At 54.6% G+C, this 25292-nt stretch carries 23 protein-coding genes and 5 pseudogenes; 9 read left to right on the top strand and 19 right to left on the bottom strand.

Annotated elements, in window-relative coordinates; genetic code table 11:
* Positions 1 to 162 (bottom strand): annotated as a pseudogene (locus QZ725_RS10110) (hypothetical protein); the annotation flags it as partial.
* Between QZ725_RS10110 and QZ725_RS10105 the strand changes: the two are divergent.
* Positions 94 to 519 (top strand): annotated as a pseudogene (locus tag QZ725_RS10105) (hypothetical protein); the annotation flags it as partial. The pseudogenes QZ725_RS10110 and QZ725_RS10105 sit on opposite strands and share 69 nt — an antisense overlap.
* On the opposite strand, the pseudogene QZ725_RS10100 reads toward QZ725_RS10105, so the two are convergent.
* Together QZ725_RS10100 and hda are read right to left on the bottom strand one after the other, a co-directional pair.
* Positions 465 to 1058: pseudogene (locus QZ725_RS10100) on the bottom strand (HAD family hydrolase); the annotation flags it as partial. The pseudogenes QZ725_RS10105 and QZ725_RS10100 overlap by 55 nt on opposite strands.
* Positions 1059 to 1117: 59 nt before the next feature.
* Positions 1118 to 1789 carry a DnaA regulatory inactivator Hda gene (gene hda, locus QZ725_RS10095; protein ID WP_293779120.1) on the bottom strand — a complete coding sequence of 224 codons (672 nt, stop codon included), beginning with the start codon at positions 1787 to 1789 and terminating at the stop codon, positions 1118 to 1120.
* A 281-nt stretch (positions 1790 to 2070) separates the two neighbouring features.
* Between hda and purM the strand changes: the two genes are divergently transcribed.
* Positions 2071 to 3114, top strand: a complete 1044-nt coding sequence (purM, locus tag QZ725_RS10090) for a phosphoribosylformylglycinamidine cyclo-ligase (RefSeq protein WP_293779118.1) — start codon at positions 2071 to 2073, stop codon at positions 3112 to 3114.
* An 89-nt stretch (positions 3115 to 3203) separates the two neighbouring features.
* Entirely contained in the window at positions 3204 to 3911 is a 708-nt protein-coding gene (locus QZ725_RS10085; RefSeq protein WP_293779116.1) for a glutamine amidotransferase, read from the top strand.
* Between the two features lie 206 nt (positions 3912 to 4117).
* On the opposite strand, the gene QZ725_RS10080 is transcribed toward QZ725_RS10085, so the two are convergent.
* The 9 genes from QZ725_RS10080 to QZ725_RS10040 all read right to left on the bottom strand — a co-directional run bounded on the left by QZ725_RS10080 (position 4118) and on the right by QZ725_RS10040 (position 13757).
* Positions 4118 to 4996 carry a proteasome-type protease gene (locus QZ725_RS10080; RefSeq protein WP_293779114.1) on the bottom strand — a complete coding sequence of 293 codons (879 nt, stop codon included), beginning with the start codon at positions 4994 to 4996 and terminating at the stop codon, positions 4118 to 4120.
* Between the two features lie 168 nt (positions 4997 to 5164).
* Positions 5165 to 5974: a transglutaminase family protein gene (locus QZ725_RS10075; protein ID WP_293779112.1), complete on the bottom strand. Its 810-nt coding sequence runs from the start codon at positions 5972 to 5974 to the stop codon at positions 5165 to 5167.
* 2 nt (positions 5975 to 5976) lie between these two features.
* Positions 5977 to 6936 (bottom strand): alpha-E domain-containing protein, encoded by a 960-nt coding sequence (locus QZ725_RS10070; protein WP_293779110.1) that lies wholly within the window; start codon positions 6934 to 6936, stop codon positions 5977 to 5979.
* A 1-nt stretch (position 6937) separates the two neighbouring features.
* Positions 6938 to 8353 carry a circularly permuted type 2 ATP-grasp protein gene (locus QZ725_RS10065; protein WP_293779108.1) on the bottom strand — a complete coding sequence of 472 codons (1416 nt, stop codon included), beginning with the start codon at positions 8351 to 8353 and terminating at the stop codon, positions 6938 to 6940.
* Positions 8354 to 8458: 105 nt separating this feature from the next.
* Positions 8459 to 10492, bottom strand: coding sequence for a sodium:solute symporter family protein (locus QZ725_RS10060; RefSeq protein WP_293779106.1), 2034 nt, complete (start codon positions 10490 to 10492; stop codon positions 8459 to 8461).
* Positions 10482 to 10766, bottom strand: a complete 285-nt coding sequence (locus QZ725_RS10055; protein ID WP_293779104.1) for a DUF4212 domain-containing protein — start codon at positions 10764 to 10766, stop codon at positions 10482 to 10484. The genes QZ725_RS10060 and QZ725_RS10055 overlap by 11 nt, the downstream gene beginning before the upstream one ends.
* Positions 10763 to 12301, bottom strand: a complete 1539-nt coding sequence (locus QZ725_RS10050) for a sensor histidine kinase (RefSeq protein ID WP_293779102.1) — start codon at positions 12299 to 12301, stop codon at positions 10763 to 10765. The genes QZ725_RS10055 and QZ725_RS10050 overlap by 4 nt, the downstream gene beginning before the upstream one ends.
* 9 nt (positions 12302 to 12310) lie before the next feature.
* Positions 12311 to 13024, bottom strand: coding sequence for a response regulator transcription factor (locus tag QZ725_RS10045; protein ID WP_293779101.1), 714 nt, complete (start codon positions 13022 to 13024; stop codon positions 12311 to 12313).
* Positions 13025 to 13055: 31 nt separating this feature from the next.
* On the bottom strand, positions 13056 to 13757 hold the full coding sequence (locus tag QZ725_RS10040; protein WP_293779100.1) for a ribonuclease HI family protein: 702 nt from the start codon (positions 13755 to 13757) through the stop codon (positions 13056 to 13058).
* Positions 13758 to 14293: 536 nt separating this feature from the next.
* On the opposite strand from QZ725_RS10040, the pseudogene QZ725_RS10035 reads away from it, so the two are divergent.
* From QZ725_RS10035 to QZ725_RS10020, 4 genes and pseudogenes are all read left to right on the top strand, one after another.
* A pseudogene (locus QZ725_RS10035) lies at positions 14294 to 14575 on the top strand (nitroreductase family protein); the annotation flags it as partial.
* Between the two features lie 127 nt (positions 14576 to 14702).
* The gene (locus tag QZ725_RS10030) at positions 14703 to 15161 is read left to right on the top strand and encodes a DUF3592 domain-containing protein (protein ID WP_293779098.1); all 459 of its coding nucleotides are present in this window, start codon (positions 14703 to 14705) and stop codon (positions 15159 to 15161) included.
* A 74-nt stretch (positions 15162 to 15235) separates the two neighbouring features.
* Positions 15236 to 16396, top strand: a complete 1161-nt coding sequence (locus QZ725_RS10025; protein ID WP_293779096.1) for an IS30 family transposase — start codon at positions 15236 to 15238, stop codon at positions 16394 to 16396.
* A gap of 256 nt (positions 16397 to 16652) precedes the next feature.
* Positions 16653 to 18839 (top strand): autotransporter domain-containing protein, encoded by a 2187-nt coding sequence (locus QZ725_RS10020; protein WP_293779094.1) that lies wholly within the window; start codon positions 16653 to 16655, stop codon positions 18837 to 18839.
* Positions 18840 to 19118: 279 nt separating this feature from the next.
* On the opposite strand, the gene QZ725_RS10015 is transcribed toward QZ725_RS10020, so the two are convergent.
* The 4 genes from QZ725_RS10015 to QZ725_RS10000 are packed head-to-tail and all read right to left on the bottom strand — an operon-like array spanning position 19119 to position 20814.
* Positions 19119 to 19586, bottom strand: coding sequence for a DoxX family protein (locus QZ725_RS10015; RefSeq protein WP_293779092.1), 468 nt, complete (start codon positions 19584 to 19586; stop codon positions 19119 to 19121).
* Positions 19546 to 19821: a putative DNA-binding domain-containing protein gene (locus QZ725_RS10010; protein WP_293779091.1), complete on the bottom strand. Its 276-nt coding sequence runs from the start codon at positions 19819 to 19821 to the stop codon at positions 19546 to 19548. The genes QZ725_RS10015 and QZ725_RS10010 overlap by 41 nt, the downstream gene beginning before the upstream one ends.
* A complete protein-coding gene (locus QZ725_RS10005) occupies positions 19794 to 20576 on the bottom strand; it encodes a DUF692 domain-containing protein (protein ID WP_293779089.1) in 783 nt (260 codons plus the stop codon). Before QZ725_RS10005 ends, QZ725_RS10010 begins: the two co-directional genes overlap by 28 nt.
* 10 nt (positions 20577 to 20586) lie before the next feature.
* A complete protein-coding gene (locus tag QZ725_RS10000; RefSeq protein WP_293779087.1) occupies positions 20587 to 20814 on the bottom strand; it encodes a hypothetical protein in 228 nt (75 codons plus the stop codon).
* Between the two features lie 175 nt (positions 20815 to 20989).
* On the opposite strand from QZ725_RS10000, the gene QZ725_RS09995 reads away from it, so the two are divergent.
* Both QZ725_RS09995 and QZ725_RS09990 read left to right on the top strand, forming a co-directional pair.
* Entirely contained in the window at positions 20990 to 21529 is a 540-nt protein-coding gene (locus tag QZ725_RS09995; RefSeq protein WP_293779085.1) for a sigma-70 family RNA polymerase sigma factor, read from the top strand.
* Positions 21526 to 22167 carry a DUF1109 domain-containing protein gene (locus tag QZ725_RS09990; RefSeq protein ID WP_293779083.1) on the top strand — a complete coding sequence of 214 codons (642 nt, stop codon included), beginning with the start codon at positions 21526 to 21528 and terminating at the stop codon, positions 22165 to 22167. The genes QZ725_RS09995 and QZ725_RS09990 overlap by 4 nt, the downstream gene beginning before the upstream one ends.
* Positions 22168 to 22338: 171 nt before the next feature.
* On the opposite strand, the gene QZ725_RS09985 is transcribed toward QZ725_RS09990, so the two are convergent.
* The 3 genes and pseudogenes from QZ725_RS09985 to QZ725_RS09975 all read right to left on the bottom strand — a co-directional run.
* Positions 22339 to 24090 (bottom strand): 7TM diverse intracellular signaling domain-containing protein, encoded by a 1752-nt coding sequence (locus QZ725_RS09985; protein ID WP_293779081.1) that lies wholly within the window; start codon positions 24088 to 24090, stop codon positions 22339 to 22341.
* A gap of 107 nt (positions 24091 to 24197) precedes the next feature.
* Positions 24198 to 24869, bottom strand: coding sequence for a response regulator transcription factor (locus QZ725_RS09980; protein WP_293779079.1), 672 nt, complete (start codon positions 24867 to 24869; stop codon positions 24198 to 24200).
* A 195-nt stretch (positions 24870 to 25064) separates the two neighbouring features.
* Positions 25065 to 25292: pseudogene (locus tag QZ725_RS09975) on the bottom strand (autotransporter outer membrane beta-barrel domain-containing protein); the annotation flags it as partial.

Below are 25292 nucleotides of genomic sequence, written 5' to 3'. Positions count from 1 at the left end.
GTCACCAGCACGCTGCAACAGGCCGGCTTCAAGGCGTTTCTGGTCGGCGGTGCCGTGCGCGATCTGCTGCTTGGCGTCAAGCCCAAGGATTTCGACATCGCCACCGATGCCACGCCGGAACAGTTTCTTGACCTGTTCCGGCGTGGCATCGGTGGCGATGTCGAAATCCTTGGGCTTGACGCCAAGCAGCAGATCGCGCACGGCACCGCCGACCAGAAACGCCTTGAAGCCGGCCTGTTGCAGCGTGCTGGTGACGCGAATGGCATTGGACGACACCAGCTTCGGATCGATGCCGTGTTCCTTTGCCGTCAGCGTGACGGGCTGGGTGGCGTCGCCAGAGGATTTTTTGGTGCCGAGAATGCGACGGATGAGCTTCTTGATCATGGATGGTCTTGGAATAAGCGGATGATCGGCCAGCCATGTGCCTGCGCGTGCGCAGCCAGCAGCGCATTGGGGTTGGTGGCGATCGGATGCGTGACGATGGACATCAGCGGAATATCGTTTTGCGAATCGCTATAGAAATAACTGCGTTCGAAATCCTGCAGGGTCTGGCCGCGTGTGGCGAGCCAGGCGTTGGTATGCGTGATTTTACCCGCTCCCGAGCTTGGTACACCGACCAGTTTGCCGGTTGGACGGCCGTCGGGTGCGAATTCGGGTTCGGCAGCGATCAGGTGTTTGACGTCCAGCGCACGTGCGATCGGTGCCGTCACGAAGCGGTTGGTCGCCGTCACGATGGCGACCAGATCGCCGGCATCCTGATGTTGCTTTACCAGATCGCGTGCGGCGGGCAGGATTTTCGGTTCGATCACTTCGCGCATGTAATCGATTTGCCAGGTGTCCAGCTGTTCCTTGGAAAACTGTGCCAGCGTGCCAAGGGCAAACTCTAGATATTCGACGGGGTCCAGCGTGCCGGCTTCGTATTGCGCGTAAAAAGCGTCGTTGCGGGCGGCGAAAACCAGCGGATCGACGGCACCCTTGCGTACGAGGAATTCGCCCCATTCGTGATCGGAGTCGAGAGGCAGCAGGGTGTGGTCGAGGTCGAACAGGGCAAGATTCATGCGGATAAAGGTGATATTGGCAAGTTGATTAGAGAAAGCGGCAGGGCTTGTGTAAGTCGTTAGTCATTGCGTTGCAATAGTTCGCGCAGCAGTGGCAGCGTAATAGGGCGCTTGGTTTCGAGCGAATAGGCATCCAGCGCATCGAGCATGGCCGACAGTGAACGCATGTCGCGGGCAAAATGCGTGAGCAGATAGGGCAGCACACCTTCCGACAGCGGCAGGCCGCGCATCTGGGCGGCGTGTGTCAAGGCAGCGATCTTGTCTTCGTCACTCAGGCCGTGCACCTGATAGATCAGCCCCCAGCCAAAACGGGTACGCAAGTCTTCACGCACGTTCAGTGCGGTCGGGGCGACATTGCCGGCCGCGACCAGATTGCCGCCGATTTCGCGAATCTGGTTGAACAGCGCAAATGCTGCAATCTGGCTGTCAGCCGACAGACGCTCCACATCGTCGAGCAGATACAGACGGATGGCGGGGTCGTATTCCAGCTCATCTGATGTTGCATCACTGCCGATCAGGCGCGCGTCCGGCAAGGTGGCCAGCGCCTGCAACAGATGCGATTTGCCGGCACCGGCTTCACCCCACAGATAGATAAAGCGTTCGTCCAGCCCGTTGGCCTGTGTCTGCGCCACGCGTTGCAGCAAGTCCATCAATTCGGCGTTGGCACCGGCGACGAAGGAATCCAGCGTCTGTGGTTTTTCGGCAGGGAGATCGAGTAGCAGTTGCCTCATGCGCAATGGCCTGACACGAGAATGGAGCGGCACATGCCGCGAGGGACGGGCGGGAAAGACATGGCGGCGTGCCGGTTTTGGACAGTTGGCAAAGAAAGTAACCTGAAATACGGGGAAGCAGGATGCGATTTGCTAAAATACCGGTTTGCCGAAAGCCGGTTTGTGCGCAAAAGCTGGATTATAGAGCCAGTCTCGCGCAAATGCGGCATGCATCAATGCGAAAAAGCGGCAGCGACAGCCTGCCGACGCGGCCAACCGTCTTTATTTTCCCTTATCGAACCATGAGCAGCTCTTCTTCTACTTCCCTTTCCTATCGCGATGCCGGTGTGGACATCGATGCCGGCGATGCGCTGGTCGAAGCGATCAAGCCTTATGCCAAGCGCACCATGCGCGAAGGCGTGCTGGCCGGACTCGGCGGTTTCGGTGCCATGTTCGAAATCAGCAAGAAGTACAAGGAGCCGGTTCTGGTCTCGGGTACTGATGGCGTTGGTACCAAGCTGAAACTGGCTTTCATGCTCGACAAGCACGATACCGTCGGCATCGATCTGGTTGCCATGAGTGTCAACGACATCCTCGTGCAAGGTGCCGAGCCGCTGTTCTTCCTCGACTATTTCGCTTGCGGCAAGCTTGATGTGGCGCGCGCCACCGATGTCATCAAGGGCATCGCGCAAGGTTGCGAACAGGCTGGTTGCGCCCTGATTGGTGGCGAAACGGCTGAAATGCCGAGCATGTATCCCGATGGCGAATACGATCTGGCCGGCTTTGCTGTCGGTGCAGTCGAAAAATCCAAGGTCATCGACGGCAGCAAGATCAAGCCGGGTGACGTGGTATTGGGTCTGGCCTCGTCGGGCATCCACTCGAATGGCTATTCGCTGGTACGCAAGATTATCGAACGTGCGCAGCCGGACCTCAATGGCGATTTCCACGGTCGCAAGCTGGCCGACGTACTGATGGCGCCAACGCGCATCTACGTCAAGCCGCTGCTGGCACTGATGACGTCGATGGAAGTCAAGGGCATGGTTCACATCACCGGTGGCGGCCTCGTTGAAAACATTCCGCGTGTGTTGCAGGACAACCTGACCGCCGTGCTGAACAAGGACGCATGGACATTGCCACCGCTCTTCAAGTGGTTGCAGGAACATGGCAACGTTGCCGATGCCGAAATGCATCGCGTCTTCAACTGCGGTATCGGCATGACCGTAATCGTGTCGCAGGAAAATGCAGATGCCGCAATCGCTCAATTGACGGCTGCAGGCGAGACCGTCATGCGTATCGGTGAAATCCGTGCGCGCGAAGCGGATCAGGCACAGACCATCGTCATCTGATTCGGCAAATGAGCAACGGAAAGGCCGCAGCGTTCACGCGTTGCGGCCTTTCTTGTTTTTGTGTTGGAGATAAGGGGAAGGGGTAGGGCATGAAGACCGTGCTGGCTTTGCGTCATGTACATTTCGAAGACCTTGGCATTTTCGAGCCGGTGCTGCAGGCACATGGTTATGCGATCCAGTATGTGGATGCGACCATTGCGCCGTTGACAGGACTGGATGTACTGTCGCCGGATCTGATGGTCGTCCTAGGTGGGCCGATCGGTGCATTTGACGATGATATCTATCCGTTTGTGCGTGATGAAGTGGCGCTGGTCGAACAGCGTATTCACAGCGGCAAGCCCTTGCTCGGCATCTGCCTTGGCGCGCAATTCATGGCACGCGCACTGGGCGCGGATGTGCGCAGTATGGGTGTCAAGGAAATCGGTTTTTCACCTCTGTCCCTGACCGAAGCGGGGCGCTGCTCGCCGCTGGCTTTGCTAGGCGAGGTACCGGTGCTGCACTGGCATGGCGACCGTTTCATGATGCCGGCCAAGTCAGCGCATCTGGCGTCGTCCGCGGCTTGTGATAACCAGGCATTCAGTGTGGGGCCGAATGTGCTGGGCCTGCAGTTTCATCTGGAGGCGGATGTGGCGCGTATTGAGCAGTGGCTGGTCGGTCATGCCAGCGAGCTCGCACAGGCAGGTATTCGCCCGGGCAGCCTGCGCGAACATGCTGTGCAATATGGGCCGGCCTTGCAAAAAGCGGCGGTGGCAATTCTTGAAGCCTGGTTACGACAGACCGAGCCGGCAAGTGTTTAGCAGGATGAGGGAGCATCTCGCCGCGAGAGCTTGCGCGGCGTAGGGAAAGCGAGTGAAGTGGGAAAAATCAGGCGCTCCACCACTACTGTTTGCGACAGGAAAATGAAAAACGGCTGCCAAATGCATGGCAGCCGTTTTTCATTGTGCAGATTGAACGGGGGCAATTTTGCGCTATCCGGCACAGCAGTGCTGTGGCCTATGGCGGCTCAGTGCTGCTGGTTGTTGCCTTCCTCGTCCTGTGCCAGTGTTTGCAATGGCGCAGGGGCGACGGCGGGAATGCCAAACTGTGAAGGCGGTTGGATTCGCAGTGGCTGGCTCTTGTTGCCGATGGTCGAGAGTGCAATGGCTTCGTCAGGTGCGCCGTTCCAGACCGGATCGTCGATGCTTTCGAACACGGCACGCAACTGCTTGCCCCAGGTATTGCGAATCATCTGGAAATACTGGTTTTGCTCGTCGATGGTGACGAAGCGCGTTACGGCCAGACGATCGGATTCGTAGATCAGCATGTCGAGCGGCAGGCCAACGGAAATATTGGAGCGCAGCGTGGAATCCATCGAAATCAGTGCGCACTTGGCCGCTTCGTCGAGCGGTGTATCGGGCGTGACGATGCGGTCCAGAATGGGTTTGCCGTACTTGGCTTCGCCGATCTGGAAGTAGGTATTTTCATCATGCGATTCGATGAAGTTGCCGGCCGAGTACATCTGGAACAGGCGGCAGCGTTCGCCCTTGATCTGGCCGCCAAAAATCATGCTGACATTGAAATCAATACCGAACTGTTCGAGCGTGGCGGCATCGCGATCGTGCACGATGCGAATGGCTTCACCGACGATCTGGGCGGCTTCATACATCGAGCTCGCATTCCAGATGTTCTTGCCGGCAGTCGTGGTGTGCTCGGCGATGATCTGGCGCACGGACTGCGAAATCGACAGATTGCCCGCAGTCATGAGCACCATCACGCGATCGCCTGGCGTTTCGAAGACGTTCATCTTGCGGAACGTGCCGATGTGATCGACGCCGGCGTTCGTGCGCGAGTCGGACAGAAAAACCAGCCCGGCATTGAGGCGCAACGCAACACAGTAAGTCATGGAAAGAACCGAAAAAGCAAAACGCCGATTTTACAGGAATCGCTTTTTGCACGTTGGCGGCACCGATCCAAATCGGCGTTTCGTTGCTTGAAAGAAAAAGGCATTGTCATCCTGACAGGGAAAGTGATTTTCAGACAATTGCCTGTCTGGCAAACGCATCCTGTGTCGTCATTGTTGTGTACTCAAGGGGGTAACGATCACGCGTACATCGAGTGTTTCTTCACCGCCGCCGCGTCGCACACCGCTGATCGGTGCGGCTGAGTCGTAGTCGCGTGCCACGGCTAGTCTGCAATGCGCTTCGCCGGCGAACATCGCATGCGTGACGTCGATACTGAGCCAGCCTGTGAAACCGTCTTCCTCGACCCATACATCGACCCAGGCGTGGCTTTCGGCATGGCCGGTACTGCCGGAATCGATATAGCCCGAGACATAGCGTGCCGGGATGTCCTGCGCATGACAGCAGGCGATAAACAAATGCGCGTGATCCTGACAGACGCCCGAGCCGAGTTGCAGTGCCTCGTTGGCAGTGCTTGTGACTTCGGTTGCACCGCTTTGATAAGAGACTGCACCACAAATGTGCTCGGCCAGCGCAAGCAGGCCGGCACTGGTTTTCTGGCGCAGATGCGCCTGGGCGAAAGCCTGGATCGTCTCGGTTTGTGCGATCAGGCGCGTTGGTGTGGTGAACACCAGTGGCGACAACGGGCCCTTTTCGTGCAGGCGTCCCTGATACAGCGCCTGTACCTCGATTTCGCCGGTGGCGATAATCGGCACGGCATTGTGATTGCCGGTGATCGTTAGCATGTGGCAGAGATTGCCAAAGGCATCCGTAAATGCATGACGCTGCCCCGGCGTGTCGATTTGCCAGTGCATGGTGTGCTGGTGCGAATCGATGCGGGGCGTCAGACGCAGTTGCTGGATTGTGTAGTTGAGCGGGGCCGTGTAGCGATAGACCGTCTCGTGGCGGATGGCGAGCCTCATGATCAGGCCGCCAACGGAACGAGGAAGTCGAGGCTGACGCGGTTGCCGAGCTTGTAGACACGGTCCAGAAAACGCGTCAGGTAATCGTGCAAACCTTCTTGCAGAATGTCTTCGATGCACGTGAACCGGAGTTCTGCGTGCATCTTGCCTGCCATGCGCAAGGTATGGCTTTGCTGTTCCTGGCTGATATAACTGAGGTCACGTTCGACGTGATACAGGCAGGCGCGCAGCGAACGCGGCATGTCGCCACGCAGCATCAGCAGATCGGCCACGCGTGCCGGCGTGATCGCATCGCGATAGACGGTGCGATAGATTTCGAACGCCGAGACGGAACGCAGGATCGCCGCCCAGTAGTAGTAATCGTGATGGTTTTCGCTGCCCAGCTTGGCGGCCGATGGATTGGCACCCGCACCGTGGAACTTGACGTCGAGAATACGCGCCGTGTTGTCGGCGCGTTCGAGGAAGGTACCGAGGCGAATGAAGTAGAGCGCTTCATCCTGCAACATGGTGCCAAAGGTCACGCCGCGCGACAGGTGCGAACGATATTTGACCCATTCGAAAAACTGGCTCGGATCTTGTTCCAGCATTTCATCGCTGAGCTGGCTTTGCATTTCCAGCCAGGTGATGTTTTGCGTTTCCCAGACTTCGGTCGTCAGCGCACCGCGCACGGCGCGTGCATTCTCTCGCGCAGCACGCAGGCAGGATGCGATCGACGACGGGTTAGACGTATCGGCCACCATGAAGTGCAGCATGTCCTTCGGCGTGAACTTCGGGTAGCGCTGATCGAATTGATGCTCGAGTTCGGAAATGCTCAAGGTGGCGCGCCAGCCTTCTTCAGCGGCACGTGCCGATTGCGGCAACAAGGCATTCTGCACATTGACGTCGAGCATGCGGGCGGTATTTTCGGCGCGCTCGGTATAGCGCGCCATCCAGAACAGGTGATCGGCGGTACGGCTCAGCATCTCAGTTCTCCAGAATCCAGGTGTCTTTGGTGCCGCCGCCCTGCGACGAGTTCACCACCAGTGAGCCTTCCTGCAGCGCCACGCGCGTCAGGCCTCCGGGGACCATCGAAATCGTCTTGCCCGACAACACGAATGGACGCAGGTCCAGGTGGCGCGGTGCGATACCCGACTCGACAAAGGTCGGGCAGGTCGATAGTGCGAGCGTCGGCTGTGCGATATAGCCTTCGGGTTTGGCGATGATGCGTGCGCGGAAGGCTTCGATCTCGGCCGTGGTCGAAGCAGGGCCGACCAGCATGCCGTAGCCACCTGCACCGTGTACTTCCTTGACGACCAGTTGCGGCAGGTTGGCCAGCACGTACGACAGATCGGATGGCTTGCGGCACTGGTAGGTCGGCACGTTGTTCAGAATCGGTTCTTCCGACAGATAGAAGCGAATCATGTCGGGCACGAACGGATAGATCGACTTGTCATCGGCGACGCCGGTACCGATGGCATTTGCCAGCGTGACACGGCCGGCGCGATAGACCGACAGCAGACCCGGCACGCCGAGCGTGGAATCGGAACGGAAGGCGAGCGGATCGAGATAATCATCATCGATGCGGCGGTAAATGACATCCACGCGTTTTGGGCCGCGCGTGGTGCGCATGTAGACGTGATTGTCGTTGACGAACAAATCCTGCCCTTCGACAAGTTCGACACCCATCTGCTGCGCCAGGAAGGCATGTTCGAAATACGCCGAGTTGTACATGCCCGGCGTCATCACGACCACGGTTGGATCGGTCACGCCGACTGGTGCGACCGAACGCAGATTGTCGAGCAACATGTCCGGGTAATGCGCCACGGGCGCCACCGGGTATTTGGCAAACAGTTCTGGGAACAGGCGCATCATCATCTTGCGGTCTTCCAGCATGTAGGACACGCCTGATGGCACGCGCAGATTGTCTTCCAGCACATAGAACTCGCCTTCGCCAGCCCGCACGATATCGACCCCGGCAATGTGTGCATAAATGTCGGAGGCAACGGAAATGCCTTGCATCTCGGGCCGGTATTGCGCGTTGCGGAAGATCTGCTCGGGCGGCACGATGCCAGCCTTGACGATGTTCTGGTCGTGGTAGATGTCGTGGATGAACATGTTCAGCGCACGCACGCGCTGCACCAGACCGGCTTGCATCTGCGTCCATTCGGCTGCGGTGATCATGCGCGGGATGATGTCGAACGGGATCACGCGTTCGGTGCCGGCTTCATTGCCGTAGACGGCGAAAGTAATGCCGACGCGGCGGAAGATCAGGTCGGCTTCGGCACGCTTGCGGTCGATGGTCTTGTTCGATTGCGAGGAAAGCCAGCGTTCGAATTCGCGGTAATGGTCGCGCACGTCAGTGGCGCCATCGAGGTACATCTCATTGAAAAATTTTGGCATGGCGTCAGTCAATCGTTGTTATCGTTTTGCAAGAGATGATGCGGTGCTTAATCAAGAAACATGCCAGATCGATGCAGCTTCGGCAGGGTGGTCTCCTTTCGTACATTATGGTCGGCGTACTTCCTCCAGCATGGCAGCGGCGCGTGGAGCAGGCGGTGGCGTCAGCAGGCTGACGATCACCATCGTCAGCATACCTGCCGGCACGCCGAAAATACCGGCAGAAATCGGCGCGATATGTAACCATTGCCCGTCCGGCGTACCACCCAGCGCCGGGTGCGTGCGCATCATGTAGATCACGCACACCATGAATCCGACTAGCATGCCCGCCACCGCACCTTGCTGGTTGCCCCGTTTCCACATGGCGCCCAGTGCCAGCGCCGGAAATAGTGCCGACGCCGCCAGCGAGAATGCCGCTCCCACGAGGGACAGAATATCACCAGGCTTGAGGGACGCGACATAGGCCGCGACCAAAGCCACCATCAGCAACAGCAATTTGGAGACCGTCACCCGCTTTTGCGTGGTAGCTTGCGTATTCATCGCCTTGTAATAGATGTCGTGCGAGAGCGCGTTGGAAATCGTCAGCAACAGGCCATCGGCAGTCGATAGTGCAGCAGCCAGACCGCCAGCGGCGATGAGGCCGGAAATGACATAGGGCAGGCCGGCGATTTCTGGCGTGGCCAGCACGATCATGTCGACATCGATCAGGATTTCCGCGAGCTGCACGATGCCGTCGCGATTGATGTCGTTGATGCTGACCAGCGGATGCAGCTTGTCGATGCTGGCCCAGTACGATACCCATTCCGGCAGGCGATTGAAGTCGGTGCCGACCAGCGAGCTGTATATGTCGTATTTGACGAGGACGGCCAGTGCGGGAATTGTCAGGTACAGCACCATGATGAAGAACAGCGTCCAGAATACCGAACTGCGAGACTGCTGTACCGAAGGTGTCGTGTAGTAGCGCGTCAGCACATGCGGCAGGGCGGCCGTGCCCATCATCAGGCAGAACACCAGCGCAAGGAAGTTATTGCGCTTGATGGACGATATTTCGGCATCGCCAGCGAACGGTTCGGTGTGGCGCGACGGCGGTTTTGCCATTTCCAGATAGCGTGCACGCTGGCCGGTCCACAGGCGTTGCGCTTCATCGGCATCCTTGGGATAGGCTGCCAGTTGCCGACTGGTCTGGCGGATTTCCTGCATTTCGGCATTGCCTGCCTTGAGTGCGTCGAGATTGTGCTGGATTTCGGCGCGACCGAATTCCCACGAGTCTGGCAGGGTCGCCAGGCGTTCTTCGAGGTCTTGTGCGCGCTGGCGATAGATGGCGCGTACTTCCTCTTCCTTTTCATCGTGGATCAGCACTTCTTCCCGCTCCCCAAGCTGGACAATCGCGGAGCCATAGGCAATCGGTGGAATCGGAATATTGGTGTGCTTGACCGACAGCCACACAACGGGAATCAGGAACGCGATGATCAGGATGATGTATTGCGCCACCTGCGTCCAGGTGATTGCACGCATGCCGCCAAGGAAGGAGCAGACGAGAATGCTGGCGAGTCCGAGGAAGATGCCCACCGAAAAATCCACGCCGGTCAGACGTGACGAAATCAGGCCGACGCCATAGATTTGCGCTACCACGTAGGTGAAGGAAACGATGATGGTGGCAAGCACCGCGATCACACGCACGATGTTGTCGCTCCACGGACCGGCATAGCGTGCCGTCAGGTAATCAGGGATCGTGTATTTGCCAAATTTGCGCAGATAGGGCGCGATCAGTAGCGCGACCAGCACAAAGCCGCCGGTCCAGCCCATGATGTAGGCAAGGCCGTCGAAGCCCCAAAGGTACAGACCGCCGGCCAGACTGATGAAGCTGGCGGCGGAAATCCAGTCGGCGGCGGTTGCCATGCCGTTGAAGAAGGCTGGTACGCGTCGCCCGGCGACATAGTATTCCTGCATGTTCGAGGTGCGGCTCAATACACCGATGGTGGCGTACACCACGATGGTCGAAAACATGAACAGGTAACCGATCCACACGCGCGGGAAACCTTCGTGTTCAAGGATCGCCAGCACGAACAGAAAAAGAACGAAGCCAAGCGTGTACAGGCTGTAGTAGCGCGACAGACGGCGGAAGAAACTGTTATTCGTCATGCGCCGCTTCCTGCGCGTGGGCCTGATCGAGTCGACGCATGCGCCATGTGTAAAACGCGATGATGGCGAAGTAGAGCAGCGTGCTGCCCTGTGCCGCCATGAAGAACGAGACCGGCCAGCCGAACAAGGTGTAGGCGGCCAGATCGCGCGCAAAGTAGATTGACAGGAACGTCACCACAAACCATACGAGTAGCAGATGGATCGTCAGTTTGCGATTCTGCTGCCAGTAGCGGCGATCGCGTTCGGTGATGTCTTCTGGTGTTTCGACGTTCATGCTTCCTCTTCGCGAATCGGTAGTTCGCATGCCGCATCCAGACGCAGCGTGATGCGCATCAGGCAACCGGGCATCTTTTGCCCCGCGCAGCGCGGGTTGTCGAGAATGGCAATGTCGGCTTCATGTTGTTGCGCAATCTCGCGCACGATAGCCAGACCGAGGCCGCTGCCTTCGACATTGGAGCCGAGGATGCGGTAGAAGCGGTCAAAGATATGCGCATGTTCGCTGCTGGCGATGCCGGGGCCGGTATCTTCGACTTCGAGAAATGCCAGTTGTCGTTCTTCATCGGCATACACGCGCACGGTGGCATGGCCATCGGCCGGTGTGTAATTGAGCGCATTGTCGATCAGATTGTTGAGCAACTCGCGCAACAGGATGCGGTCGCCGCGTACGGGCACGGCTGCCTCGGTAGCTTCAAAGCCGAGATCGATGCGATGGTTGAACGACATCGGAATCCAGTCCTGCATCGCATCGCGTGCCAGCTCGGTCAGGTCCAGCGTTTCCATCGGTCGTGTATCGGGCGTCTGGTTCTCGGCACGTGCCAGCGCCAGCAACTGGTTGACGAGTCGTGTGGCGGAGGCCGAACTCTTGGCCAATTGTTCCAGCGACTTCTGGATTTCCTCGCGTTCCTGCTGGCGCAGCGCGAGTTCCGATTGCATGCGCATGCCGGCCAGCGGTGTCTTCATCTGGTGCGCGGCATCGGCGATGAAGCGCTTTTGCGTCTGAATACTTTGCGACAGTCTATCCAGCATGTGATTGAGCGAGCCGACCAGCGGCAGGATTTCTTCAGGTACATGGCCGGAATCGATCGGGCTCAGATCGTCGGAGCGACGCTGGTTGATGCGTTCCTGCAGTTCTGCCAGAGGGCGCAGGCCGCGCGTCAAGGCAAACCAGACCAGCAGTAATGCAATCGGCAGGATGATGAATTGCGGTACCAGCACACCCTTGATGATCTGGTTCGATAGTTGCGAACGCTTCTCCAGCGTTTCCGCTACTTGGATCAGCGCCAGCTTGCTTTCGTGACTGAACTGGATTTCGGGACGTGTCTTGTTCAGATCGATATATACGTAGGCGATGCGTACTTCGGCATTGCGCACGAAATCGTAACGAAAGCGCGTGGTCCACGGTGGCGGAATGTCTTCGTCTTCCCTGGGCGAGGGAATTTCAGCTTCGCCTTCGACGAGGTTGCCGCGGTGATTGCGGATCTGGTAGTAGATATTGTCGACGTTATCGGCATGCAGGATGTCGCGTGCCGGTCCGTTCAAACGCGTGACGACCGAATTGCCCTGTTGCTTGACCTGTTGCGCGATGACGTTGAGCTTGTCTTCGAGTGCATGGTCGAACGGCTCGTTGGCGATCGATTTTGCCACCACATAGGTGACGGCAATGCTGAGCGGCCACAGCAGAAGCAGTGGCACCAGCATCCAGTCGAGAATTTCACCGAAGAGCGAACGATGCGTCTGCCTGTGCTGGTCTTCAACTGCCTCGGATGAGGCAGCGTCTTGCGAGACTTGGCTTCGACGCAGCGTACGCATGAACAGCCATCAACTGGCGTTGGGTTTCGATGGCGGTGGCGTGGTCGGTGCGTTTTCTGGGAATTTTTCGAGGCAGTAGCCAAGGCCGCGCACGGTGGCGATACGCAATCCGCCCGATTCGATTTTCTTGCGCAAGCGGTGCACATACACTTCGATCGCGTTGTTGCTGACTTCCTCGCTCCACTCGCAAAGGTGATCGACCAATTGTTCTTTCGACACGAGGCGACCGCTTCTTTGCAGCAGCACTTCGAGCAACCCTAGTTCGCGTGCCGACAGGTCCAGCATCTGGTCGTTGATGTAGGCAATCCGACCGACCTGATCGTAACTTAACGGACCATGCTTGATGACAGTAGGGCCGCCACCTGCACCGCGACGGGTAAGTGCACGCACACGCGCTTCAAGTTCGGACAGCGCGAACGGTTTGGCCATAAAATCGTCGGCGCCCAGGTCGAGTCCCTTGACGCGTTGTTCGACCGAATCTGCTGCCGTCAGAATCAGCACGGGCAGATGGGAATTGCGTGCACGCAGGCGCTGTAATACCTCCAGTCCCGACAACTTGGGCAAGCCCAGATCGAGGATCAGCAGGTCGAAATCCTGGGTGGACAGCACAGAGTCGGCTTCCAGACCGTTTTTGACGCAATCGGTGGCGTAGCCAGCCTGGCGCAACGAGCGGGTGAGCCCATCAGCCAGGACGCTGTCGTCTTCGGCAAGCAGAATTCGCATAAGGTTATCGGGAGTGAGGATCGTCTGTAGTCTATTGGGTTTCGCCGGGACCAGCAAGGCGGCTGGCAGCGATATTGTCTATATCATTTTTATGGCGTGTCAGGGCATCGGCACGGGTGTTGCGATGGCGTGGTACCCACATCAGTTGTGCTTCGGGCAACTGGGCCATCAGCGATTGCGCGTGCCGGCGTAGCGTTTCCAGTGCTGCGGCGGGGCGCTGGCTTCTTGCCAGCACATCATCGATCACTACCTGACTGTCACCGTGAATCACGAGTTTTTGCACGTCGAGACGGATGGCCGTTTCCAGCAAGGCATGCAAGGCCAGATACTCGGCTGCACTACTGTCGCCTTGCCCCGCCGGCAGACTCTGTGCAGTTTCCTCCCCTTGCGGGGAGCGCAACAGAAAACCGATCTGCATGCGACCCGGATTGGGACTGGCCGATCCGTCGAACCAGCCCAGCCAGCAATCGCTTGCGCTATCGGCAAGGGCATCCCGTAGCGGACGGTCGTGTTTTAATTGCTGCGCAGCTCGATAACCTTGCCGTTGTGCGGTGCGGTCCTTTTCCCGCTGGCGTTCTTTCAGCATCGTTTCCAGACCGCGTTGTCCCGCTTGGCTCTCCAGTATGATTGTCAGAGCTTGTTCTTCCGACAATGCTTCCCGCATTTGTAGCAGGCGTGCGGATACACGTTCCTTTTTATAGGCGAGGTCGAAGAGGGTAGGCGGGGCGCTCATGGGGAAATCGGTGAGCGGCGATCATACCCGATGCCTGCACGGACTGTCGGCAAGCTGTGCGTGTCGAAATTCATTTAACTCTGAATTCAGTTTCCCCTCAAATCAACAACAGACAAATTATCTGCCAAATGAAGTTGGAACAAAAAATTCAGCTAAATGTGAATTCGTACTGACTTTTTTCATTTAAAGCTGAATTCATCAACTTTTACAGCGGATACGATTAGTGCAAAAATGGCATCATCTTTAAGTTATGGGAGAAAAACCATTTTTGCATTTTCTCCCCATAACTTATGTTTTACGAGTTGGTGTAGTGCGCCTATCTTTTAAAGCAAGCTGCCCATCCAGCTAGATTCGTAATTTTCCCTTTGTCGATGTAATGCGCGATAAACGTTTAGCTGAATTGCAGTGGCATGGTCGCTTTTAGGTTTTTATTAGTGGCGTTTGACCCACTTGCAACTCATAGCCTTCCTGAAACCCACGTCAATATTGGCTCTCACGTGAGTAGCGGGTCAGGACTGCGCAAATGTTGCTATGTTTATCCTCAACGTGATGCACAGGTGAATTTCGAACATGCAGCTCGGCAGGCTTATATTGGGTTATCGGCAGCGGTTATTGCAGCTGCACATGAAGAAGTCGATAGCACGCCAATGGAGGGTTTTGACGCGGATGCGCTGGATAAGATTCTGAAACTGCGGGAAAGAGGTCTACGCAGCGTCGCAATTCTGCCTTTGGGATATCGTCAAGAGGAGGGGGATTGGTTAGTCAAACTGCCCAAAGTTCGCCGACCTGCAGATGCATTTGTGACGGAAGTGAACTAAGGCTTCTCGGTCAAAGATTCAAGAAGGGCGGCTATTTGGCCGTCTTTTCTTTTACAAGGAGACTTTGGGCGTAGCGCGTTTGAAATGTTGGTGGCAACATGCATCGTCACAACTACCATGCGCTCTCATGCAATTCGATTCCTCAGACGAAATCACACACGCATTTTCCGACAAGACCAATCGTCGAATCGGTGCTGCTTTACTTTTGTTTGCATCGTTCATCCTGGCGTGGACGGTGTATTCCGGTGTCAAGAAGTGGCAGTTCCTTGAATCATCAGTCGTCACTGCTGGAGTTATAGAGAACATGACTCCATTGGTAATTTCATTTGAGGCCGAAGACGGCAAAACTGTCAGATTCGAGCAGGGATGGAAAGACAAAGGCTTTCCATCTCACGTAGGGCAAAGCGTGAGTGTGATTTACGCTAAGAAAAATCCTGCTCAAGCGGAAATGACTAATAATCTTTGGACGGGACAGATAGTCGGAGCAATTGCCATTGCAGGACTTTCGTTCTGGGGTATCGCTTTACTTAAGGGGTATGCGGTCGCTGGTCCGCTTCGTCAGACGCGAGTTGGAATCAAATATTAGAGGTCTGGTTTCGGCGGCGGATTCAACCGGTGGATGCAACATACTAAGGCTATGCAAATAGCAGAAGTGTTGCAATGGGACGTCGAACAAGGATCATCTACACAGATAGCCAGAAGGCTTTGATGTGGGATCGCTGGAGGAAGGGAGAATCTCTTCAGCAAATCGCACAGCTATTTGATCGCAATCATTCTTCCATTTGCAACATTCTTTCCGTCAGCGGTGGGATCAGGCCACCGCCACGTAAGCGGGCATGTAACGCATTGTCGTTGGCAGAACGGGAGGAGATATCCCACGCAATGGTTGCCGGGGACTCGATACGCACTATTGCTAGAAGCTTGGGTCGCTCACCCTCCACAATCAGCCGAGAGTTAAGTCGCAATGGCGGCTCCGATTGCTATCGAGCGTCTGACGCCGATCAGGCTGCCTGGGATCGCGCACATCGACCTAAACCTTGTAAGCTACTGGAGCACCGCCATCTGGCCCGGCTCGTTGCCACCAAGCTGCGTCAGCAATGGTCTCCCCAACAGATAGCAGGTTGGCTCAAACACAGTTATCCAGACGACGTGGAATTGCATGTGTCTCACGAAACCATTTACAAGACTTTGTTCATTCAGGCACGCGGTGCCCTGAAGAAGGAGCTGACGGAGCACTTGAGACGCACACGTGTGATGCGTCGATCGCGCCATCACACACAGAAGACGGATAACCACGGTCAGATCAGTGATGCAGTATCAATCAGCGAACGGCCCGCTGCAGTAGAGGATCGCGCCGTGCCCGGACATTGGGAAGGTGACTTATTGTTTGGAAGCGCCAACAGCCAGATTGCAACTTTAGTGGAGCGTCATACCCGCTACGTGATGCTGGTGAAGATCGCCAAGAAAGATACGCAAACCGTGGTGGATGCCCTAATCAAGCATGCGAGAAAGCTGCCACAGGAGCTGTATAAATCGCTGACCTGGGATCGAGGTAAAGAGTTGGCTGACCACAAGCGCTTCACGTTATCGACGGACATTCAGGTGTACTTCTGCGATCCACGAAGCCCTTGGCAGCGGGGATCAAACGAAAACATCAACGGCTTGTTACGCCAGTACTTCCCCAAGGGGCTAGATATCTCCGGCTACTCGCAGGCACAACTCAATGGCATCGCTCGACGGCTCAATGAGCGGCCGAGGAAAACGTTAGACTACGAAACACCAGCTCAACGGTTTTATCAATCTGTTGCAGCCACCGGTTGAATCCGCCGCCAAAAGCGGGCAATGGGAGTTTAAGGATAAAAGGGTATTGCTTGCCTATAGCGTACTTGGTCGAGTTTCTCTGCTAACAGGCCTGCTAATTTGGATTCACTTCTAGTAGTCAGTTCAAAGTGGCAATCTACTTTGGCTCATTACCGTTAATCGAAGGACTCGACCATAATCTAAAAAACAACATTTTCTATAATTTCCATTCAGAAATCTTCAAATGAGTTGCGCCACCCAGCATCAATCGTAAAAATTGTCATTTTTGCTTGAAGCAATCATGTCAGCCCTTCCGTCAAGTCGATTCCGCAAGAAATACAATTTGCTGGCCCTGCCACTGTCGATGTTTGTATTGATGTCTGCTCAAGCAGCACCGTTTCCAACGCTTGTATTAGACGCCGACGGTACGGTTGGCTACTTGGTAGGGCCTACAGATATCAATCCAGCCATTAGCGCAAACGGCAGTGTTTTGGTAGCTAATAACTATAACGGCAGCATTACTGCCTTACGCTGGGCAGTGGATTCCAATGGCCTGATCAGTTCGCCTACCAACCTGGGAACACTGTCTGGAGGTTCTTATGCCTATGCTTTTGGAGCAAACGCAGATGGGGCCGTCATCGTTGGTGCTTCGCAGACTATGGTCAGCGTCTCTCAGCGAATCCGAGCTTTCCGGTGGGTAGCAGATAGTTCAGGTAATGGCGGCACGATGACGAGTCTGGGTACATTGGCCGGCGGCAATGATAGTCAAGCCTTTGCCGTAAATGCTAATGGCAATATCGTCGTAGGGCAGAGTGAAGTCAGAATCGCAGGTTCGATAACACAGGAAGCATTCCGATGGGTAGACAATGGATCTGGAGGAACGATGACCGGACTCGGTTTTCTTCCGACCGGGACATTGAGTTCAGCAACTGCCGTCAACGCTGAGGGCAATGTTGTTGCCGGCTGGTCGAACGATGCATCTGACAACAGAAGGGCTTTTCGTTGGACTGCAGATAGTTCTGGGACGACCGGCAGTATGCAAGCACTTGCGCTGATCAGCGGCGCTACACTCAACTTTAGCGAAGCTTACGGAATGAACGCTGCTGGCAATATTGTCGTCGGCGTCAGTGGAAATCAAGATCGAAACTATGAAGCTTTCCTCTGGAAAGCGATCGATACGACTAGTGGAACAACGACCGGTCTTGGATTCCTGCCCGGTGGCAATTTCAGTAAAGCCTATGCTGTGAACTCAACTGGCGATGTAGTTGTGGGAATCAGCAATAGCAATGCGGGTAACTCTGCAGTTCGTTGGGCAGTGAGCCAGGCTGGCGTGGTGACGGCTCAAAGCGTTGCTGACTGGCTTAATAATGCAGGGGTATCAACCACTAATACTACTTTTACCGAAGCAACTGGCGTTGATGCCAGTGGGAAGGTTATTGTTGGTAAGGGTGCCGTTTCTGGCGTCGACCAAGTGTTTGTTGCGCGTGTAACGACACCCCCTGCAAGTGCCGGAGGTTCCGGTGTAATCGGGCTGGTAGATTTACAGCAAAGTGTGAGCCAGTTCATGGCTATTCCTAACCAAGTAGGTCGTCTGCAAAACCTGATGTTGAACGGCGCTCACCATCGCACCCTTATGGATCAGGCAATGACGCACAATGATACTTGCGGCTGGATTAGTGGCGATCTGAGCAGAATTAACCGGCAAGCGAAAGGGGATGCCGGCTTGATTGAGGCTGGCCTCTGTCGGAACGTAGCGCCTGGATGGCGAGCAGGTATCGGTATCGGCACAAGCAGGCTTGGTTTGGATCTTGCCAATAACGGCCACAGCAGCGTAAGCGGTCAGTACGGTATCGCGGAACTGGATTGGAAGTTACCGAATCGACCAATCGTTGCCTCCCTGCTTGGTAGCTGGGGTAAATGGGATGCGAGTTTGCGTCGCGGATATGCATCAACTGGCACGCAAGCCTCGTCGGGCAATACCAACGTCAACGCATACAGTCTGCGTGCCCGTATCGACTGGCAAGATGCTTTCCAAATTGGCGCGGTCAATTTTACGCCTAGGCTTGCCTACACGGCGACGCGCACAACCATAGATGCTTATCAAGAAACCGGAGGCTCTGCCCCTGCATTTTTTAACGAGCAAAAAAGTACGGCTAGAGAGGTACGTTTAGGCATAGTCGGGCGATTTTTGCTGTCCGATAGAACAACGCTTTTGGGGCATGCTGAGATAGCGCATCGGCTAGACAAAAATGCAGCAACGGTTAGCGGAACAGCCGATGCGTTGGGCTTGCCCTTTGCATTCAACCAGAAAGGCAATCCAATTAAACGCAACTGGGGCCGCCTAGGTGCAGAAGTTGATTACAAAGTTAATGAGCGCAATATTATTAACGCAAGTAGCTTTGTATCGTCCTCGGGAGAAGATGCGTCTGTATCCGGTGCCGTTAGCTGGAAGTTTTTGTTTTAAAACCCAGGCAAATCTTTCTGGCCATAGGCTCGACACGCCGACCATTCTGCGTTTTTCCTCTAACCAGGTAAAAACGCATCAATGGCCGAGACAAAGCTGTCTTTTGCTCCAAGCACAAATGAATCTCAAGTAGTTCAACAAGAGAGACGCTGACAGCTAATGACTAGCCAAAAGTTGTAAGTCAATGAGCGCTAACGTTTCTCATACTCTGAATTCAATAGCTGCTTCGGTTCGAAACTAGACTGCCGTTAACGGCCAGAAGCGCACATTACTTTGTTATTAAGATGGCCGTCGGATTCCATCTATAGAAAAACGGCCGCCCCCCTGAGTGAGAACAGCAAACAGCATCAGCGCCAGCATGAGCGGTACCTTGAATCCCTGGCCTGCATCCGTGTCGATCTGGTTCCATCCAGCCCAGCCCAGATCAAAATGGACGGTATATACGGCGACGAAAGTGATGTACATCAAGCCAAGCGCGGCTAGGCGGCTATAAAGGCCGAGCAGCAGCACCAGTCCGAACAGGACTTCGCCGACACCTGCCGCGATCCAGTTCATATCCGCGCTCAGAAACTGCAAGGGGAACGGAAAGCTCAAGCTACTGAACCATTCAGGTGCTGCAATACCATCGCTCAGTTTGGTGTAGCCCGCAAAAAGAAACTCTTGGGCGACCCAGATCCTCAAGCCTAACAGCCCAAGGTCGTGAATCTTATTGAGCGCTTTCGCGTGCAAGAAATGCCAGGAATTCATCTTTAAGATCTCCGTAGTAATGCGATGTCCAGGAAGACTGGCGCACGAAAGCCTTGATCAATTCTTGCCAGGAGGCTTCGCCCATTTGTTCGCGTAGCTCAGGAAAGTGCGCTTCGATCATTTGGCTCGCACCAATGAAGACAAGGTGCCGATAGGCGCGCATTCCGGACTCGCTGTATCCGCTCGGAATGACTTCTGTCTTGCCTCTTACGTAGAGATAAAAGTCTTCAAGCATGATAGTTCTTGGTTGAGTGTCGCCAGATTGGGAATGTCGTTATCCCACTCCAGGAGAACAGGAATGTCGTACCTGTGATGCAGTTCTAGCGCAAGTTCTCTTGTCGTCGATTCCACCGGCTGACTATGTGTATCTATATAGAGACCAAAACGATCATCGAGCTCGTGTCCTGCCACATGCATGTAGGTGACGCGTTGCAGATCGATATGCGCCAGAAAACGTTGCAAATCCATCTGGTGATGATTCTTGTGGTTGACGACAATGTTGTTGAGGTCGAGCAGGATGTTGCAATCGGCACGCTCAACTACCTTCATCAGAAACTCGGCCTCGCTCATTATCCCTACGTTTGTGTAATAGGTCGTGTTTTCTACAGCGATTTGCTGTCCCAGCACATCTTGAACCTGTTTGATACGATCACTGACGCGGATCACTTCGCTATCGGTGAAGGGAATCGGAAACAAATCGTAGAGTTGGTGTGCATCACCGCTGGCAGCAAGATGATCTGAATAATAGTCAGCCTGTAGATCCTCTATAAGCCCGCGCACGTCGCGTAGAAAGTCGCGCTGAATGGGGGCTTGACCGCCCAGGTTAAGCGAAACACCGTGCAGCCGGACCGGGTAACCCGCGTTCAACAAGCGATAAAGGGGAGCGCGATCGCGATGTATCCAGTTTTCTGGCGCGACCTCAAAGAAGTCGGCATCGACTTGCGCCATATCCCAATCGGCCATTTCCCTTCGATAACCCAGCCCAGCCATGGCAATCTCCTTACTTCTTGGAGCAGGATGCGTCTTTCTTGCTGCAGGAGGCATCCTTTTTAGAGCAGGAAGCATCCGTTTTGCCGTCTTTTTTGGAGCAAGACGCGTCTTTTTTCTCGGTAGAAGCTTCCTTCTTGCTACATGAGCCAGCGCCGCATTTTTTCTCGGCTGGGGTACCTGCAAATGCCGAGGAAGCAATCAGGGCGGTGGCGAGAGCGGCCAGATTTTTAACGTTCATGGTAAGACTCCTTTATGGTTGGGATATATAGTGAGCATTGCAGAACAAGGCACGCAACGATCCCTTGCTAATACGTTGCTATTGGCTGGTTGGTTACGCTTGCACCAAAAAATATTCGACTATTTTTTGGTGCTGCCTGTAACCTTTCAACCTTCCCAAGCGAATTCTCCAGACCATGATGGAACAAGAGCTGCGTATGTTGATGTTGGGAGCATTGGATGGCGATGAAAAATCTTACCGATGCTTTTTGCAGCAAGTCAGTTCGCTTTTAAGAGCGTACCTGCGGAGGCGTCTTGCCAGGGCACCGGACGAGGTCGAGGATTTGCTGCAAGAGACGTTGATGGCGATCCATGTTCAACGTCATACCTATCGCAGAAACGATCCTGTCACGCCCTGGTTGTATGCAATCGCACGCTACAAGATGATCGATTGTCTTCGCCGTCGATCACGGCATGAGGCATTGAACGATCCTTTTGACGACGAAGCGGAGTGGCTGGCTTTTTTCGATGAAGAGGCCAGTGAATCAAAGCGGGATTTGGGAAAGATGCTCGATACCTTGCCCGCCCACCAGCGTCTGCCCATACAACATACCAAGTTGGAGGGGATGTCTGTTATCGAGGCCGCAGCGTTGACCGGTATGTCGGTCGCGGCAATCAAAGTGAATGTGCATCGCGGCATGAAGGCGCTCGCTAAAATGTGGAAGGAAGAGCCATGAAAACCGATCATTTAATCAGCTTGCTCTCGGCAGATGTTCAGCCGGTGCCGCAGCACGCGGCAGAAAAGCGCATGAGCGCGGCGATCGTTGCGAGCGGTGCAGTCTCCTTCGCCATGCTCCTGACGATCTACGGTCTTCGGCCTGACTTGAAAGAGGTCAGTGCCAGTCTTGCCTATTGGATGAAGATGGGCGTTCCGCTGGCCAATGCCTTGATCGCGCTAGCATTTCTCTTCGTCCTGGCACATCCGGGCAAGCGAGCCAAATCGGGTTATTGGGTGCTCGCTGTTCCGGTCTTCATACTTTGGGGATGGGCGCTCCTGAGCTGGAGCGATGCGGAGCCAGGCACGCGGGTCGCGTTATTGATGGGGCAGACCTGGCAGGTCTGCATATTCAATATCGCACTTTTATCCTTGCCTGTTGGATTGGCTACCTTGTTCGCTTTGCGTCATCTGGCGCCCACACGACCTGCATTGACAGGTGCGATGGCAGGCTGGTTTGCCGGTAGCGTAGGCGCTGGCATCTATGCATTGCATTGCCCGGAAATGGCGCCGCCATTTCTGGCAGTGTGGTACGTGCTGGGGATGTTGATGCCGAGTGCGCTGATGGCTTATATAGGAAGCCGGTATTTGAAGTGGTAGGGTTTGAAGTAGCAGGCAGCAGATACGATGGGGATGTTGCTGATGCAGGATGACCGCTGCCTAACCTTTTTAGGACATGCAGCGGCATTCTGCAAAGGCTTATGATCTGTTATTGGGTGAACCGGACGTCCGCTTTCGGCCAATAGCTGCCCTTGGTACTCGGCATTTAGATTAGGCGTTTGTCGTGGTTATTTTCAGAGAAATTGTGAGACTTGTGCGACCGGGTAAAGACTGAACCTCAAGCGCTCCGCCAACTGCTGCGATACGCGCATGCATACTGCGCATACCTACGCTGACACCAGCTTGCCTCACAGCTTCAATATCGAATCCCACGCCATCATCCTCAATGACCAGCATCAGCATATTGGCTTCTGGCTGCGACATTTTCAGTCTTACATTGCGTGCACGACTATGTTTGAAGATATTGATAAGCGCCTCTTCCACCAAACGGGTGAGCGCCAGACATTGCATAGCATTCGGTGGCATTAACCATTTCTCCGGTACCTCCCAAGACGCATTCACTTCAATATCATCAAAGAGCTGCATAAATCGATGTCGGAGAGGCGCAATCCATTCTTTGGGTGATGCGGGAACTCTCACGTCATTACTTGAGCCAGCATCAATGGTTTGCCGCAGGTCGTCTCGGATTTGCTTTAAGAATGATAGAACCTGCTGGTTTTGAAGTGGTGATTTGGCTTGTTGGACGATGGCAATCATACGAACTAGCGAGCCACCCAATCCATCATGCAAATCCCGTGATAGCTGGAGTCTTTCCTTGAGTACTGAATTGGTAAGAACGAGCTCATGTTCGCGCTGTAACGTTGAGCTAAGTTCTGCGCGGGCATGATCTATCCCGTTTTCCAGCTCGATATTGAAGTGTTCGATGCGGCGCATATTGCGTGCATGCCTTAAACCAAGCAAACCTGATAAGCACAGTGTTGTAGCAATACTCGTGATTGGCATCAGAGGATTCCCGGTTTGAATGACATGGAGAAGTAGTAGTAAATCGTAAATGCCGATAATCATGAAACTCAAAAAACAGGCGGCGATAATAAGATGTTCAGCACTCGGCTTTTTTAAGGCATGCGCAGCCGCAAAAAGAAGATTGGTAAAGAAAATAGCTACCGGTACAAATATCGCTAAAGCAAGCGCCTCCTTAAGCATGCTTGCTTGCGCACTGACCGTTATGACGATAAGAACTGTTGCGACGCTCCATAGCGTCTTTGTAAATCGAGGCATCGAGAGTTTCAAGAAATGCCAGGTGAACATACAAAATGAAGCAACGTACAGCACGAAGGCAATCGCGTTCGCTTTTGCTGCCATGACGGTATCGGAAAAAGGAAAGGGACTGGTGGCAACGATATTTGTCGCAAATAAAACCCAGAAGATAGCTGTCAAGGCATACCAGCCGTAATCGGTTTGCTTTCTATTCATGAGCCAAATAATGAGGAAGACCGCTCCCATAACGGCCGAGATGGTGAGATTGATAAAGAACAAAGTACGATTGCGCCATACCAAATCGTCGTGCTTCTTTTGAAGCACTTGGGCTTCGCCAACATGAACAGGGCCCAATCCTGGTGTTTGGCCAGCAACGCCCACGACTTTGATTAAAAGTGTGTTCTCGCCATCTCGCACGAGCGGATGAGACAAACGCCAGAACCTTGGCATGTTCCAGCTACGCGACAAGGGCTCAATGAGGCTCATGTCACGCCAGATAGGATTTCCATTCACGTAGACTTCACCAGCCATGACGATGGATTCAATCAGCAGGCCTAGTTCTGACTGGTTGCATTCAGATTGCCAAGTAATCCGATACCAGACCGAACCGCTGTAACCAGGCCAACGTTCCATCCAGTTGTCAGGAAGAGTAACGGTTTGCCAGTCACCTTCTGGAGGAGATACATTGTTTGGATTGGCGCGCACCGCTTGTACGGTAGGCGTCGTTACATGACAACTTGGGACACCTTGCCCGAGATTCTCCGCATGCGCGGGTCCTATCGCCGTTGACGCAAAAAATAGGATTGCGCAGATTAAGGTAACAAGCCCAATGTACGTGCAGCATAAACAGCGCGAGTACGAGAGGAAACGGCGAGTTTGGAATAGATATGCTTGATATGACATTCGACGGTGTAGCGTGACAGACCGAGTTGTTCGGCTATTTCTCTGTTGTTGAGTCCTTGCGCGACGAACCCCAAAATTTCACATTCTCGGGATGTCAACGCGTCATCAATATGGGTATGCGTTTTGGGAGTGACTTGCGGACGCATTTCATCGATGATGCGGCGAGCGATGAAAGGGTCAATGGGCGCACCGCCGCGGATAGCACTTCGGATGGACAACGTAATTTCGACATCGTCGCGCTCCTTGAGTACATATCCTGTAGCGCCAGCACGTAACGCAGACAGAATCGCGTCCGCCGTGCAATAGGCGGAAATCACAAGAATGGCGACGCTTGGGTCCGCAGCACGCAGTTCCGCAATTAAATCGATGCCACTGCCATCAGGTAGGCCGATATCCACCAAGGCCAAAGCGACGGGCTGGTTTATTAGACGTGAGCGTGCCTGTGCAAGTGACGAGGCAACGATAACAGCGTCTGATGTGTAGCCTAACTGTTCCAGCAAACCTTGGAGTCTTGAGCATATAAACGGCTCGTCTTCCACTAAGAGAACAGGCGCTGGCAGAATGGAATCAGGTGAAAGCATATGACTAGGCTTGAGGATTTTTTTGAGGCACTTTCGTTATCCGTCGGTGTGTCGCTGATGGAAAAGTGAAATGTATCGCTCGGAAGTTTTCAATGCAATTATCCTTGGTATTTGTTGCAGACATTGCCGTTTCCCAAACAGAAAAAGAGAAAAAGGCGACCATTTGGTCGCCTTTGGCATTCATCTCTTCTCTAATCAGAATACCCACTTCGCGCGAACCGACGCTGTGTGATTGAGATAGTCTGAACGACCTTCTGCACCATAACGGAAATTGATTTCCGTGCCACTCGCGCTGATCATGGTGTAGCCGATACCACCACGCACGAGCCACGGTGAATGGTCAATACCAGTTGTCACAAACGATTGGCCTGGCGCGCCCGCATAAGTGGCAACGATATTGCCTTGTTTATTGATAGTGTCGTA

The sequence above is a fragment of the uncultured Oxalicibacterium sp. genome, assembly GCF_913776015.1.
Taxonomy (GTDB): Bacteria; Pseudomonadota; Gammaproteobacteria; order Burkholderiales; family Burkholderiaceae_D; genus Oxalicibacterium.
Note: the sequence above shows the minus strand (reverse complement) of the source record. Positions and strands in the feature narration are given on the sequence as shown.

What these genes read in the sequence shown, in the direction of transcription:
- hda (WP_293779120.1), bottom strand. Translation starts at nt 1,789, where the DNA reads ATGAGGCAACTGCTACTCGATCTCCCTGCCGAAAAACCACAGACGCTG.
- purM (WP_293779118.1), top strand. Translation starts at nt 2,071, where the DNA reads ATGAGCAGCTCTTCTTCTACTTCCCTTTCCTATCGCGATGCCGGTGTG.
- QZ725_RS10085 (WP_293779116.1), top strand. Translation starts at nt 3,204, where the DNA reads ATGAAGACCGTGCTGGCTTTGCGTCATGTACATTTCGAAGACCTTGGC.
- QZ725_RS10080 (WP_293779114.1), bottom strand. Translation starts at nt 4,996, where the DNA reads ATGACTTACTGTGTTGCGTTGCGCCTCAATGCCGGGCTGGTTTTTCTG.
- QZ725_RS10075 (WP_293779112.1), bottom strand. Translation starts at nt 5,974, where the DNA reads ATGAGGCTCGCCATCCGCCACGAGACGGTCTATCGCTACACGGCCCCG.
- QZ725_RS10070 (WP_293779110.1), bottom strand. Translation starts at nt 6,936, where the DNA reads ATGCTGAGCCGTACCGCCGATCACCTGTTCTGGATGGCGCGCTATACC.
- QZ725_RS10065 (WP_293779108.1), bottom strand. Translation starts at nt 8,353, where the DNA reads ATGCCAAAATTTTTCAATGAGATGTACCTCGATGGCGCCACTGACGTG.
- QZ725_RS10060 (WP_293779106.1), bottom strand. Translation starts at nt 10,492, where the DNA reads ATGACGAATAACAGTTTCTTCCGCCGTCTGTCGCGCTACTACAGCCTG.
- QZ725_RS10055 (WP_293779104.1), bottom strand. Translation starts at nt 10,766, where the DNA reads ATGAACGTCGAAACACCAGAAGACATCACCGAACGCGATCGCCGCTAC.
- QZ725_RS10050 (WP_293779102.1), bottom strand. Translation starts at nt 12,301, where the DNA reads ATGCGTACGCTGCGTCGAAGCCAAGTCTCGCAAGACGCTGCCTCATCC.
- QZ725_RS10045 (WP_293779101.1), bottom strand. Translation starts at nt 13,024, where the DNA reads ATGCGAATTCTGCTTGCCGAAGACGACAGCGTCCTGGCTGATGGGCTC.
- QZ725_RS10040 (WP_293779100.1), bottom strand. Translation starts at nt 13,757, where the DNA reads ATGAGCGCCCCGCCTACCCTCTTCGACCTCGCCTATAAAAAGGAACGT.
- QZ725_RS10030 (WP_293779098.1), top strand. Translation starts at nt 14,703, where the DNA reads ATGCAATTCGATTCCTCAGACGAAATCACACACGCATTTTCCGACAAG.
- QZ725_RS10025 (WP_293779096.1), top strand. Translation starts at nt 15,236, where the DNA reads ATGGGACGTCGAACAAGGATCATCTACACAGATAGCCAGAAGGCTTTG.
- QZ725_RS10015 (WP_293779092.1), bottom strand. Translation starts at nt 19,586, where the DNA reads ATGAATTCCTGGCATTTCTTGCACGCGAAAGCGCTCAATAAGATTCAC.
- QZ725_RS10010 (WP_293779091.1), bottom strand. Translation starts at nt 19,821, where the DNA reads ATGCTTGAAGACTTTTATCTCTACGTAAGAGGCAAGACAGAAGTCATT.
- QZ725_RS10005 (WP_293779089.1), bottom strand. Translation starts at nt 20,576, where the DNA reads ATGGCTGGGCTGGGTTATCGAAGGGAAATGGCCGATTGGGATATGGCG.
- QZ725_RS10000 (WP_293779087.1), bottom strand. Translation starts at nt 20,814, where the DNA reads ATGAACGTTAAAAATCTGGCCGCTCTCGCCACCGCCCTGATTGCTTCC.
- QZ725_RS09995 (WP_293779085.1), top strand. Translation starts at nt 20,990, where the DNA reads ATGATGGAACAAGAGCTGCGTATGTTGATGTTGGGAGCATTGGATGGC.
- QZ725_RS09990 (WP_293779083.1), top strand. Translation starts at nt 21,526, where the DNA reads ATGAAAACCGATCATTTAATCAGCTTGCTCTCGGCAGATGTTCAGCCG.
- QZ725_RS09980 (WP_293779079.1), bottom strand. Translation starts at nt 24,869, where the DNA reads ATGCTTTCACCTGATTCCATTCTGCCAGCGCCTGTTCTCTTAGTGGAA.